The organism is Flavobacterium davisii (genome assembly GCF_042182265.1).
Lineage (GTDB): Bacteria > Bacteroidota > Bacteroidia > Flavobacteriales > Flavobacteriaceae > Flavobacterium > Flavobacterium davisii.
This window is the reverse complement of record NZ_CP097869.1, coordinates 3,351,351-3,364,341: the sequence shown is the minus strand read 5'-3', so window position 1 is coordinate 3,364,341 and position 12,991 is coordinate 3,351,351. Positions and strand designations below refer to the sequence as shown.

Annotated in this window: 12 protein-coding genes and 1 riboswitch; of the genes, 7 read left to right on the top strand and 5 right to left on the bottom strand. The window is 29.7% G+C overall.

Features of this window, described 5'->3' with window-relative positions; genetic code table 11:
- The first annotated feature begins 10 nt into the window (after positions 1–10).
- From cobT to NAB20_RS14395, 5 genes are all read left to right on the top strand, one after another.
- Entirely contained in the window at positions 11–1,018 is a 1,008-nt protein-coding gene (gene cobT, locus NAB20_RS14415) for a nicotinate-nucleotide--dimethylbenzimidazole phosphoribosyltransferase (protein ID WP_105195903.1), read from the top strand.
- A 42-nt stretch (positions 1,019–1,060) separates the two neighbouring features.
- Entirely contained in the window at positions 1,061–1,861 is an 801-nt protein-coding gene (locus NAB20_RS14410; protein ID WP_127822749.1) for an adenosylcobinamide-GDP ribazoletransferase, read from the top strand.
- On the top strand, positions 1,846–2,406 hold the full coding sequence (cobC, locus tag NAB20_RS14405; RefSeq protein WP_127822750.1) for an alpha-ribazole phosphatase: 561 nt from the start codon (positions 1,846–1,848) through the stop codon (positions 2,404–2,406). The genes NAB20_RS14410 and cobC overlap by 16 nt, the downstream gene beginning before the upstream one ends.
- A gap of 138 nt (positions 2,407–2,544) precedes the next feature.
- Positions 2,545–3,306, top strand: coding sequence for a DUF2490 domain-containing protein (locus tag NAB20_RS14400; RefSeq protein WP_105195905.1), 762 nt, complete (start codon positions 2,545–2,547; stop codon positions 3,304–3,306).
- A 343-nt stretch (positions 3,307–3,649) separates the two neighbouring features.
- Positions 3,650–3,929: riboswitch (cobalamin riboswitch) on the top strand.
- Between the two features lie 68 nt (positions 3,930–3,997).
- Entirely contained in the window at positions 3,998–5,911 is a 1,914-nt protein-coding gene (locus tag NAB20_RS14395) for a TonB-dependent siderophore receptor (protein WP_127822751.1), read from the top strand.
- Positions 5,912–6,049: 138 nt separating this feature from the next.
- On the opposite strand, the gene NAB20_RS14390 is transcribed toward NAB20_RS14395, so the two are convergent.
- A complete protein-coding gene (locus NAB20_RS14390; protein ID WP_375605284.1) occupies positions 6,050–7,462 on the bottom strand; it encodes a S41 family peptidase in 1,413 nt (470 codons plus the stop codon).
- 25 nt (positions 7,463–7,487) lie between these two features.
- Here NAB20_RS14390 and NAB20_RS14385 point away from each other — a divergent pair, with 25 nt between their 5' ends.
- Together NAB20_RS14385 and NAB20_RS14380 are read left to right on the top strand one after the other, a co-directional pair.
- Positions 7,488–7,772 (top strand): hypothetical protein, encoded by a 285-nt coding sequence (locus tag NAB20_RS14385; RefSeq protein WP_235877550.1) that lies wholly within the window; start codon positions 7,488–7,490, stop codon positions 7,770–7,772.
- 10 nt (positions 7,773–7,782) lie between these two features.
- Positions 7,783–8,283 carry a DUF4252 domain-containing protein gene (locus NAB20_RS14380; protein ID WP_375605283.1) on the top strand — a complete coding sequence of 167 codons (501 nt, stop codon included), beginning with the start codon at positions 7,783–7,785 and terminating at the stop codon, positions 8,281–8,283.
- A gap of 164 nt (positions 8,284–8,447) precedes the next feature.
- Here NAB20_RS14380 and NAB20_RS14375 read toward each other — a convergent pair whose 3' ends face one another.
- The 4 genes from NAB20_RS14375 to NAB20_RS14360 form a co-directional block, all read right to left on the bottom strand.
- A complete protein-coding gene (locus NAB20_RS14375; protein ID WP_127822754.1) occupies positions 8,448–8,987 on the bottom strand; it encodes a YbhB/YbcL family Raf kinase inhibitor-like protein in 540 nt (179 codons plus the stop codon).
- 260 nt (positions 8,988–9,247) lie between these two features.
- Positions 9,248–10,087: an AraC family transcriptional regulator gene (locus tag NAB20_RS14370; protein ID WP_105195911.1), complete on the bottom strand. Its 840-nt coding sequence runs from the start codon at positions 10,085–10,087 to the stop codon at positions 9,248–9,250.
- Between the two features lie 73 nt (positions 10,088–10,160).
- A complete protein-coding gene (locus NAB20_RS14365; protein ID WP_105195912.1) occupies positions 10,161–10,859 on the bottom strand; it encodes a DUF4369 domain-containing protein in 699 nt (232 codons plus the stop codon).
- 87 nt (positions 10,860–10,946) lie between these two features.
- Entirely contained in the window at positions 10,947–12,800 is a 1,854-nt protein-coding gene (locus NAB20_RS14360; protein WP_127822755.1) for a peptidase M61, read from the bottom strand.
- Positions 12,801–12,991 lie beyond the last annotated feature (191 nt).

Sequence of the window (12,991 nt, the reverse complement as noted above, 5' to 3'; positions counted from 1 at the left end):
ATAAGAAATAATGAGTTTAATAGAAAAATTACAACACAAAATTGATTTTAAAACAAAACCTTTAGGATCTTTAGGTCAATTAGAAAAAATAGCGTTGCAAATAGGACAAGTTTTTAATACGCTTACACCTGAAATACGAAACCCACATATTTTAGTCTTTGCAGCGGATCATGGTATAGCAAAAGAAGGAGTAAGTGCTTATCCAGCAGAAGTAACCCCTCAAATGGTTTTGAATTTTGTAAATGGTGGAGCCGCAATTAACGTGTTTTCAAAACAAAATGGACTAACCTTAAAAGTAATTGACGCAGGAGTTAATTTTGATTTTGATGATTCATTACCCATAATACATCAAAAAGTAGGAAAAGGAACGAAATCCTTTTTAGAACAAGCCGCTATGTCAGTAGATCAGCTTAAAGACTGCTTACAAAAAGGAAAACAAATTGTACAAGAAATATACGAAAAAGGCTCTAATTGTGTTGGCTTTGGAGAAATGGGAATAGGAAATACAGCCACTTCTTCTATATTAATGAGTATTTTAACAAAAATCCCAATTCAAGATTGTGTAGGCAGTGGTACAGGAGTAGTTAATGAAGCTTTAGATAAAAAAATAAGTATTTTAAAATCAGCTTTAGAAAAATATAAAACATCAGAAGTATTAGATGAAAAATTAGCCCATTTTGGGGGGTTTGAAATTTATCAAATGGCAGGAGGAATACTCCAAGCCTTTGAAAACAATATGCTAATTTTAGTAGACGGATTTATTAGTTCAGTAGCTTTTTTAGTCGCCTATACCTACCAACCCAAAATACTTAAGAATACCCTATTTTGTCATTGTTCACAAGAAAAAGCACATAAAGCTTTATTAAACCATTTGAATGTAAAAGCATTATTGGATTTAGAATTACGACTAGGGGAAGGAACAGGAGTAGCACTTGCTTTTCCTATTATACAAAGTGCTGTAAATTTCTTAAATCAGATGGCAAGTTTTGAAGAAGCAGGCGTGAGTGAGAGTATTTAAATGAGATTCGTTTATCATTTACAACCTAGAATTTTTATAAAAATGAAAAAACAACGGGATATATTTTTTACAGCATTAATGTTTTATACACGTATTCCGTGTCCAAAACATATTAATCATGATTCTACTTATTTAAATAAAGCAACACGTTATTTTCCATTAATAGGCTGGCTAGTAGGAAGTATTTCTTATTTAGTATTTTTAGGAGCTCATTATCTTTTTTCATCATTCATTGCTATTATTTTTTCAATGATAGCTGGAGTGTTAACTACCGGAGCCTTTCATGAAGATGGGTTTGCTGATGTTTGCGATGGTTTTGGAGGAGGTTGGACCAAAGAAAAAATATTAAAAATAATGAAAGATAGTGCAATAGGAGCCTATGGTACCATAGGTGTTGTACTATTATTACTAACCAAATTTTTACTCCTCTTTGAAATAATAAATAAAATACCTGATGCTTCTTGGAACCCTTATATTTATGCAAGTCTTTTATTCATTACCTACCATAGTATAAGCAGAGCGAATGCCATTTCACTTTCCTTTACGTTACCGTATGTAAGAGAAGATGAATTAAGTAAAAGTAAACCTATAGCCAAAACATTTAGTCAATATGAAGTAATAGGAGTCCTTTTATTTGGGATATTACCATTAGCATGTATGTCTTTTATATACAATCCATTTTTTTTATTAACACTTCCCCTTTTGCTTCTCACACGCTTGTATATGGGACGCTATTTTACTAAATGGATTGGAGGATACACAGGCGATTGTTTAGGAGCTTTAGAGCAGATAAGTGAAGTAGTAACCCTTTTATCTTTTCTCACAATATGCAAATTTATTTAGTACGTCATACAGAAACCATTTGTCCTAAAGGAGTTTGTTATGGACAAAGTGATGTAAACTTAGCACCTAATTTTTTAGAGCAATTTCAGGAAATAAAAAAACAATTACCAGTAAAAGCATTGGTGTATAGTAGTCCTTTAACACGCTGTGTAGAATTGGCTGAATATTGTTTTTTAAAAGAAGAGATAACATTAGACGACCGATTAAAAGAAATGAATTTTGGAAAATGGGAGCTACAAAATTGGGATGTAATACCTGAAGAAGAACGAACTCCTTGGATGTCAGATTTTGTAAATATTTCAGTTCCTATGGGGGAATCTTTTCAAATTTTGTATGAAAGAGTAATTGAATTTTGGGAAAACCTAAATAAGCAATCATTAGAACAACCATTAGTTATTTTTACGCATGCAGGTGTCATAAGAAGCTTAATTTGTTATTTAGAAAATAAACCTCTTACAGAAGCTTTTTCAAACAAAGTAGATTTTGGAGAAGTAAAAATACTTTCATTAAAAAAGAGTATAAGGAAGGATGATTTAAATGAATAAGTTAATAATTAGTTAATTGCTTTGAGAAGCATTTTTTTTGTTTTTTTTAAACACAGACTGATAAATATTTAAAAACATGTGAGATTTATTTGTTTTCTTGTTTTTTATTGTACCTTTGCGCTCCCTTAAACAAGAAAAATGAAAAAGAGTATTAAATTCCCGTTGTTTTTAGTTGTGTTATTGTCTTTTTATAATAACATATTAGGTCAGGTAATAAATCATAATAATGATATTTGGTTACATTATTTAGGAAAGAACAAACTAAATAAAAACCTTTCTTTAACACTTGAAGGATCTTTGATATTTGCAAATGGTTTTGATCAAAAACAACAGTATTTCATCCGTCCATCGGTAGATTATCAGTTTACAAAAGAAATGAGTGCTAGTGTAGGTTATACACACCATGAATTTTTTGTCTACGGAGATGTTCCTTTAAATAGAGTAGTAACACCAGAAGATAATGTTTGGATTCAAGGTGTTTATAGTTGCGCTAAAGATAATTTTAGATTTACCCATCGTTTACGTGATGAAAGCCGTTGGGTAGGAGTTGCTACTAAAAATGAAGCAGGAGATTTTGCTATAACGAGCAGAGATTATAGAAATCGTTTACGATACATGTATTTAGTAAATTATACCTTAACTAAAAAAGAAGATAAACCTCAATTGTTTGCTTTTTTAGGTGACGAAATATTTATGAATATAGGAGTAAAAGCAGCAAAAACATTTGTACAACAAAATAGAGTAATTGCAGGTTTAGGATATAATTTAAACCCTCAACATCAAATTCAATTAAGTTACATTCATCAAAATTTATGGAATGTACCCAACACCATACAAGAAAATAATCCCACGCTAAGGATTTCTTATATAACGAACTTAGATTGGTCAAAGAAAAAATAATTTTAAAAGTTTTATAATAAGATCTTTGTTTTAAGTAATAAAAAAGCTGCAACATAATAGTTGTGGCTTTTTTTATTCAAATTTGTTCAAAACAGATTAAGTATTACAAATTGATTATGGATAAACATATTAGGTTGAGCTTAAAAAAATCCTTGTATTTTTATCCTCTTTCCCCTTTTCATCCTCATTACAAAGTATAACGCATAATTTGATATGAAATAAATCTAATATCATATACTGAACTTTGAAATATCTAGAGATTATGAATCTTTGTGTTGAGAAATTTTTAATAAAAGAATCTGTTTGTGTGTGTTTTTTTTATTTTTTTCAAAAGATGTACTAAATTTGCCCGTGAATTTATGGTGCTCGACTTTTGTGTAAAGTCAGCTTAAAAGGGAATCAGAGTGAGATTATAGAAGTATTATTTGAAGATTAACAGAAAAGGAATCATATTCCTGAAGTCTAATCTCTAAAATAAAAAATCAAAGATCAAAACCTGAGCTGTACCCGCAACTGTAAGCTATTAAGCTTGTAAGAATCTACAACCACTGTTGATAATTTAATACGGGAAGGTTAATTACAAGACGCAAGCCAGGAGACCTGCCTAAGTTTATTTTATTAACAAACTTTCGGGAAAAAAAGTTTGGGAATGGGTAAATTCTGTCTTTTTTTCCGCATTTAAAGAATTAAAATGAAAAAAAACATTTTATTAGCAAGCGTTTTAACGTGTATGTATGGTGGTACTGCTTTTGCACAAAAGCAAGAATCAAAAAAAATAGAAGAAATAGTCGTATCAGAGACTAAATTTCAGCAAAACAAAACAAAAACAGGAAGAACGATTGAAAAAATTACATCAAAAGATTTAGAACAAAGAAAAGGACAAAGTGTTGCTACCATATTAAGCCAGTTAGCCGGATTTGAAGTTGTAGGAAATCAGAGTGGAGTAGGTAAAAATTTAGAATTGTTCGTTAGGGGAGGAACCACAAAACAAGTTTTAATCCTAATAGATGGCAATCCCGTAGTAGACGCATCCAGTATTTCAACAACGTATGATTTACGATTATTACCAGTAGAACAAGTTGAAAGCATAGAAGTACTTAAAGGAGCTTCCTCTGTATTATACGGTGCTAATGCAGCCACAGCAGTTATTAATATTACATTAAAAAAAGCAACTGACAAAGGAGTTATAGGAACAGCTTATTTTAATGTAGGAACGCAAAACTTAGCAACCACTAAAAAATATAAACCAGAAGAATATAATCAAGGTTTTTCATTGAACGGAACAAAAGGAAAAATGTCTTTTTTAACCGCTCTAAATAGTACAGAAATAACGGGCATTAGTGAAGCAAAAGGAGATAATTTTGAAAAAGACAAATTTTCAAGAGTTAATCTTAATCAGCAATTAGGAGTAGTTATAAATAAAGAAATTAAGCTGAATTTTTTTGCTAACTATGATCGCTTAAGATTTGCCTATGATACAGGTGCCTTTGTAGATAATGAAGTAAATACTTTAATAGGAGAACAGTTTAGAGGAGGCTTTTCTCCTTCAATGAAATATGAAAAAGGAGAGTTGAAAATAAATTCTTCTTTCGGCTTTTATGAACAAAAAAGATTATCAGGAGTTTCATTAAATAATTATACTGAATCTTTTTCTAAATCACGAAATATAAATGTTGACGTTTTTAATAAATACAATATAGGAAACTCTTTAGCTTTTATTACAGGGGTTCAATTTCAATATTTTGATATGCTTCAAGCTACTCCTTATGTTAATATTTATAATCAAGACGCTAAATACACTATGTTAGATCCTTATATTACAGCAGTATTAAATACCAAGTTTGGATTAAATGTAAATGCAGGAGCTCGTTATTTAAAACACAGTGTCTATAAAGATTATATCATCCTTAATATTAATCCAAGCTTTAATTTTGAAAAAATCAATTTAAAATTATATGGATCAATAGGAGGAGCAGTAGTAGCACCAACATTATATCAAGTATATTCTGAGTATGGAAATAAAGATTTAAGCCCACAAGAAAATGCTACTATTGAAACTGGTTTTGAAAAAAGTTTTTTAAATCAAAAATTAAAAATTTCAGCAGTTGGATTTTATAGAGAAGAAAATAATTCAATTGGTTTTAAAAAGAAGGCCTCAAATGTAGGATGGCAATATGAAAATATAGAAGGAATCAATAAGTCAAAAGGGATTGAATCCAATATAATGATAAAACCTATAGAAAAAGTAAGCCTAACAGGTAATTATACTTTTGTAGAAAATGATGAAGCCATTGCAAAATCCGTTGCAAAACATAGAGTAAATGCGGGGGTATCAGTTGAGTTTACGAAATCTATCACATGGGATGCTCAATTCCAGTTTGTAGACTTTAGAAATGTGTCATATTACAACTCCTTTACCTTTAAAGCAACAGATACATCTGTTGCTGCTTATAAATTATTTCACACTAATTTAAAAGTAAAATTATCAAACCATTTGAATGTTTTTGGATCCGTTCAAAACTTATTAAATGAGGAGTTTATAGAAGCAATGGGATATAATACAAGAGGAAGAAACTTTAAAATCGGAATGAATTTTCAGTTTTAATTAAAACGGTCAAGGCTTAAGAAATAATAATATTCATAAGTTCATTACTTCAATAAATAGGAGAAATCACATTATCGTTATTTTGTGATTTCTCCTTACTTTTGAATAAAAAATAATTTTGTAGTTATAGAGCGTTGTTTAATCTATATACATTTCATATTTTAAATCACGTTTAGAAAGATCCATAATTTCATTGCCAATTTTAAATTGAGGTTTTTGAATACCAATTCTATTACCAGATTTAATTAAGCTCATTACCTTAGCTAAATAAGGTTCAGAGCTGTTCCCTAAAATACCTAGATTACTTATGTCTTCCATTAATATATTAGTCGCATCGGGCGTAATACCCGCTTCATAATCTCCAAAACCTACTTTATTAACAATTTTTAAAACAATTAATTGCATAGCATATCTATGCGTTGGATTCAAATTTCGTTTTGTGTAGTCTGGTGAGTCATACATTGTAATAGACCCCACATTTTTGCCTGTAGTAGTAGTCCCTATTTGAATTACCTGAATGTAAGGCTTTAGACAGTTAATGATTAATTCACTAGCAGAGGCGGTATTGCCCGTTGTTAAGATATATACTTTATTTAAATTTAATGAATTAATAGAAGTACCATTTTTTAATTGTGAGGTAAATTTATTTAATAACCTATTAGGATCTATTTTACTATTGATCTTAGAGTTCCATTGTTCTTTAGCAAAAATTTGATCTTCAAATTGTCCTGTAATCATACTGGCTAAACGAGTAGCGGTTGCTACCGATCCTCCTGAATTATAACGTAAATCTAGTACTAAATCAGTTATTCCAGCTGCTTTTAATTTACCAAATGCTTCATTTAATTGCGGTTCATAATATGTATAAAAACCATTATACATTAAATAGCCCACTTTTTTATTTCCTTCCTCTATTATATTGGTAATATAAACAGGATTTTCAGAATACGCCTTTTTAGTTAATGCTACTGTTTTTCCATTAGATGTAATAGCACCTCCATCATACGATGCTAAATTTAAAGTGTAATTTGTTTTAGATAACAATTCACGATAATTACTACGAGTAAGGGGTATATCATTAACGGCATAAAAAAGATCTCCTCGTTTTAGATCTTTTGTACTAGCATCACTATTAGACATGATGTATTTTACCCAGCCAAAAACTTCAGTTTTACTACCATTCTTAGGACTAATCCCATACTCCATACCATTACTATCATTCGTTCCAGAAAGAAGCTGTTCTAATATAGTATAATTAGAAGATATAAAACTAAATTTATCGACGTTTTTTCGATCGTAAATTAAATTTTCAAATAAAGCTTCAGGTTTTGAAAAAGTATTCAAAAAAGAATTAAGATCGTTTTGAGAACCAAAACGATCATCACGCAAATTTGCTACATTTTCTTGATAATAATAATATTTGTTCAAACCCTTCCAAATAAAATTATGAGCATCTAACTCACTATATTGAGGTTGATCATCTAAATCATTACAGCTAAACAGTGTGCCAACTGTTAGAATGATGAAAAGCTGGATTATATTTTTTTTCATTTATAAAAAGATATGATGTAAATTTATGAGCTTAAAATTAGATCAAATGCGTAAAGAAAAAATAAAAAATCGAAATTTATTTTGGTTTTTAACATTTATAGTTGGTTCGGTAGCGTTTGGGAGTTACTATTATTGGTTTAAAACACAGAATATAAAGAAGGAAAAAACTTTCTTAGGAACCTATCAATCCCCTGAAGAAGCTTATAAGGAAACACAAAAAGCCTTGTATTTGATGTCAATTCAATTGAACTCTGGCATGAAAAATGCTCAGAGATTAAAAGAACATAAGCAAACTATTCAAAAAAAATAAAGCAATAAAAATGAAAAAAATAATAATGTTCCTTTTAGGAATGCTTTCGTCTTATGTGAGTATAGCGCAAACCCCTTTTGATAGATTTGAAGGCAATAGCAATGTCTCTTCTGTTGTTGTAAATGACAAGATGTTTGAGTTAATGAGTAAAGTCAAGATGGAAACAAAAGAAGATCAAGCTTATTTAAATTTAATTAAAAAATTAGATTATTTAAAAGTATTCAAAACAACGCATCCTAAAACAACTTCTGATATGCGTACTAGTGTAGATCAATATGGAGATAAATTAGAAGAGTTGATACGTATAAATGAAAATGGGAGAAATGCCAAAATATATGCCAAAATGATTTCAGGAAGTACCAATGTGTCAGAGTTATTACTTTTTATGGAAGGAAAAGAAACCGTTTTGATGTTTTTAACGGGAAATTTTTCATTAAGTGAAATTTCGCTTTTAACTAAACGAATGAATTTACCAGGAGGTGAAGAATTGAATAAAGCTACTAAGAAATAAAAAGAGGTTGCCCAAAAAGAAATATCATAATATTAGTAGCCTTTTTTCTGTGGAAAAATAAAATCCAGCATCATGTAATTTTTATCGTCTGAATAAAAAATCAGTCTACTTTTGGTTGAAGTATGGTTTGGACAACCACTTTTTTTAAGAATCGTATTTTTGAATTATCTTTTGTAATACATAATAATAGAAGCTTTTTCAAGAGTATTACCATTTAAGTAATAACCCACTAGTGCAGGACTAGCATTTTTGTCTAAACCTAATTTATCTGTTTTTAATGCGTAAACAGTAATAGTGTATTTATGAAAACCATGACCTTCAGGAGGACAAGGACCTCCGTAACCAGATTTTCCAAAATCAGTAATACTCTGTATTGTACCAGTAGGCATTAAGTTTTTAGTAACATCTCCAGCTCCCGTTTTTAATTCTTTAGTCGTAGCAGGAATGTCAAACGCAAGCCAATGCCACCATCCACTTCCTGTAGGTGCATTTTCATCGTGTATTGTAATGGCAAAGCTTTTAGTGTCCTTTGGTGCATTTTCCCAAAATAATTGAGGAGACATATTTTCGCCTGTACAACCAAAACCATTAAAAACTTGTTTCATAGTTGCTTGACCACCTAAATCATTACTTTTTAAAGTAAAAGTTTGTGCACTTGCTGTAAAAACTGAAATAAAAGCAAGTAGAGTTAAAATTCTTTTCATTTTTAGACTATTTTATAATGCAAATTTATAACGAAGTTGGGTACTATCATTACGCTAAAAGTTCAAAAAGATGTTTTGTTAGTTCATTTTAATCCAGATTCCGCGTTAGAATTTTATTACGAATAAAAGGAAATATTGAAGTAATAGATTCCGTATTAAGTTGTTGAAATTAATGCGTCTATATTTCCTGTGAAAAATGGGTGTGCTTATTTTCTTAGTTCTTCTCACCTTCATTACAAAGTCTATCGTGTAATCCAGATTTAATCTTTAAAATTTTTAGGTGATACACCATAATATTTTTTGAACTCATTGCTAAATGCCGATAAATTTTCATAGCCTAATTCATGGTAAATGTCAGAAGGCCTTTTGTTTAGAATTAATTCGTTACGTGCTTTTTCCATTCTTTTTGAAATAAAGTACTTTTTTGGAGAAATTTGATAAATTTCTGCAAACTTTCTTTTAAAACTAGAAATACTCATATTAGATAAAAAAGCAAGTTCCTCAACAGTTAAATGATTATTCTCATACTGCTGAACAATATCTTTTATTGATTTATTTTTATTGCGACTTAATGTGTTTTGGAAAAAATTAATAATTCGGTCAGATTCTTTATGTAATAAATATAATAGAATTTCTTCCAGTTTTATATAGGTAAGGAGGGATGATTGATTAAAATCATTTTTTAATAAAAGAACTGATTTTTCAAATAAACTAACATAAGGATCTTTGTGAAGATCTAGTACCGTTTGGCTTAAATCATTTGTTTTTTTTAAATGAATTTGTTTTTTTGATAAAAAATCATTTAAAAAATGATCAGAAAAGAAAAAAAGAATACTATTATACCCCGATTCTCCTATCAGACGTTCCGTCATTAAACTATTTCCAGATTGCAACAAAAAAAATTGATTGTTTTGTATAGAAATGTTGTTTTGATTACTAATGACTTCCTTATGGCCACTTAATAAAAGACAAAGAACATTATGGGTAAAGGTAACAGGTATGTTTTTGCTGGATTGTTGCGCATTATAAAAATAAACGGCACAGTCAAAATGGTTATCCTGAAAAAGATCAAAGGGTAAATTAACGGGTTGTGTATTCATTAAGTAGCATTTGATAATAAGAATCTAAATGAAAAACGACAATTAAAGGAGTTAATTGTCGTTCGTATTATTTTTATTTCTTTAAGTAGTTGGTGAATTTTTTGCCGTATTTAGAATTGGCTACATCTGGTGACATCTTTTTTTGTATTTCTACTAAAAATTTGGGCTGCATATCATAAATATCCGTAAGAGCTATATAGGGAGCAATTTCATGATCCGCATGGGTAAGTGCAAAATTAGCAGAATATAAATATTTCCTTTTTAATAGTTGGTCTTGCTTGTTTTGATTATCTGATGCGCTATAGTTTTTATTGCCTTTATTACCCAATATTTTAGCTTGGAGTAATTGAAGTTGTTGTTCGTTAAATTTAGAAATGATGTCTTTATATTCTTTATAAAGATCATGATTTTTAGAGCCTGTAATTTTGGCATTAGCAAAAAAGAATTCAAGGTCTGTGTCAATATTTATTTTTCCAGGTTCAGCAAAAAATAATAGATTATTATCTAATGAGTTAGTTTGTCCTCTATCTACAAATAAATATAGCATTTCGGGAGAATCTAATTTAATAGAACTTTCAAAATTAGACGAGCCATTTAATTCAATAGTATCTAAAGCAACTAAAGTACTGTCCTCTACTTTTTGAATGTATAATTTTCCTTTTTTTAATCCCCTTATATTTCCTGTTACTATTACCTCATCTTTTACAGGTGTTTTGTCTGTACATGAAGAAAAAAATATAAATGAAACTGCTATGATGATTTTTTTATACATATTTATTATAAATTTCTCGCAATGTAATAAAAAAAATCCTCAAAATTCAACTGTATTTTGAGGATTTAAACGAAAAATAAATATGATTTATCCTTTTAGCCAAGCTTCTTTTAAAGCTTTTTTATTATCGTCTGTGGCTTTATAAGTTGTTACATCTTCAAAAGGAAGTTTTATATTTCCTTTTAAAATTATTTCTTTTTGATCTCTCTTTATTTTAATAGAAATTTTCTCATTTTCCTTCCAACTCTGACTTGTCATGATCATATCATAAATATTGTCTAAGTTGTAGTTTTTATCATTTATAGCCAAGATGTAATCACCTCCTTTTAGTCCTAAATTTGAATAAAATTCAGGAAGTTCTATTCCAGGAATAATAACTATTTCTTTCGTTTCTTGGTTAACTGTTATATAAGGTGTTTGGTCTTTTATAAAAACATTTCCAGGTACTTTAGTTTGTGCCTGTGTAATGCCCATTTTGGCAAAAAACTTATCATAAGGTATAGGAGTTGGTCCATCTACGTAAGTTTTTAAGAAATCACCCACTTCTGGATAAGTAAGTGCTATAATCTTATCAAAAAGAGCTTCATCTTTAAATGGCTTATTAATACCATATTCATTATTTAATTTTTGCATTAGATCTAATACACCACGCTGACCATTGCTTTTTTCGCGAATAAGAATATCTAAACACATGCCTATTAAAGCACCCTTTTGATATACATTAAGATACTGATCTTTGTAAGGTTTTGTTAATACATTGGCACTCATTTTAGTAAAAGGAATTGTATCATCCATATTGGCTGCTTGTCTAATCTTGTCAGTCATACGGTTGTAGAACTCCTCCTCATTAATTAATCCTTGGTTAATTTGAAAAAGATTCGCAAAATATTCCGTTATACCTTCATACATCCACAAATGTTTAGACATTTTAGGCTCATTAAAATCAAAATAATGAATTTCTTCAGCATGAATGCCCAATGGACTTACGATATGGAAAAATTCATGAGAAACAATGTCTTTTAATTGTTCATCCATTTGGTCAGAAGGCATCATTTCAGGCATTACAACTGTTGTAGAAGTAGTGTGTTCTAAAGCGCCAAAACCTTTTGCATCCTGTTTTTGTACATCAGTAAGGTAGATTAATACAGAATATTTTTTTGTATTATTTATAGGACCTAAAAACTTTTTTTGGGCTTTCATCATTTTCTCCATATTAGGAGCTAAATCAGCTGCTTTGTATTTTCCTGTTGGAGAATAGAGGCTAATGAGAATATCCATATCATCTACCTTAAAAGTAACAATGTCTGGTTTTGTATACATTATGGGATGATCTATAAGAGTAGCATATCTATTTGTTTTGAAAACATCTATTTGATTGCTAGAGTTGTTATCTGTGAGTGAAGTAGCGCCATATAGATGCTCAGGGTGTAGAACCGTGAGCGTATAAGGAACTTCTTTTTTATCACTAAAATACCCAATAAAACCATGTGTATTTAAAACAAAGCAGTTAGAGTCTATGTTTGTTCCTGCTGGCGAAAAAACATCGTCACCTCCTATACCGCCAACTTGTTCTGTATCGTAGGTGTCATTTACCCAGTAAGTTATTTTAGCTAATTTTTTAGCACCTGTAATGCGGTATGTGTTTTCATCTAGTTTAGCTAAAGGTAAATTTTCCCCTTTATTAGTATAGGCTTTTATTTTTTCAATAAAACGACCATAGTTGTCTAATGAGTAGGTTCCGGGTACTGTTTTAGGGATGCTAAAAATAATAACATCTTCTTTAGACGGTGTAGGAACTACTGTAACCATGACTTTGTCGTCTTGTATTGTGTTTAAATCAATTGTAACATTTACTTCTGGATTTTTAGAATCTTTTAAAGGAGTTGCTTTAGAATTAAAAGAAAGAAATGCTAATAAAGATGATAAAAATATTTTTTTCATTGATGAATAATAAGATTGGAAAAAAGGGTTGTTAATCTGGATTGCGAGATAGATTTTGTGATGAAGATAAAAAGACAAAGAAGATAAAAATGCACGGAAATTTTTTACCGTAGACGTAGTTTTACTACATTAGGTACAAAAAATGAAGTACTTTTTAGATTCAAGGGCACTTTTATCTCTAATAAATTTCT

Bases quoted from the DNA above. Each gene is read 5' to 3' on its own strand.
- cobT (WP_105195903.1), top strand. From the start codon at position 11: ATGAGTTTAATAGAAAAATTACAACACAAAATTGATTTTAAAACAAAA.
- NAB20_RS14410 (WP_127822749.1), top strand. From the start codon at position 1,061: ATGAAAAAACAACGGGATATATTTTTTACAGCATTAATGTTTTATACA.
- cobC (WP_127822750.1), top strand. From the start codon at position 1,846: ATGCAAATTTATTTAGTACGTCATACAGAAACCATTTGTCCTAAAGGA.
- NAB20_RS14400 (WP_105195905.1), top strand. From the start codon at position 2,545: ATGAAAAAGAGTATTAAATTCCCGTTGTTTTTAGTTGTGTTATTGTCT.
- NAB20_RS14395 (WP_127822751.1), top strand. From the start codon at position 3,998: ATGAAAAAAAACATTTTATTAGCAAGCGTTTTAACGTGTATGTATGGT.
- NAB20_RS14390 (WP_375605284.1), bottom strand. From the start codon at position 7,462: ATGAAAAAAAATATAATCCAGCTTTTCATCATTCTAACAGTTGGCACA.
- NAB20_RS14385 (WP_235877550.1), top strand. From the start codon at position 7,488: ATGAGCTTAAAATTAGATCAAATGCGTAAAGAAAAAATAAAAAATCGA.
- NAB20_RS14380 (WP_375605283.1), top strand. From the start codon at position 7,783: ATGAAAAAAATAATAATGTTCCTTTTAGGAATGCTTTCGTCTTATGTG.
- NAB20_RS14375 (WP_127822754.1), bottom strand. From the start codon at position 8,987: ATGAAAAGAATTTTAACTCTACTTGCTTTTATTTCAGTTTTTACAGCA.
- NAB20_RS14370 (WP_105195911.1), bottom strand. From the start codon at position 10,087: ATGAATACACAACCCGTTAATTTACCCTTTGATCTTTTTCAGGATAAC.
- NAB20_RS14365 (WP_105195912.1), bottom strand. From the start codon at position 10,859: ATGTATAAAAAAATCATCATAGCAGTTTCATTTATATTTTTTTCTTCA.
- NAB20_RS14360 (WP_127822755.1), bottom strand. From the start codon at position 12,800: ATGAAAAAAATATTTTTATCATCTTTATTAGCATTTCTTTCTTTTAAT.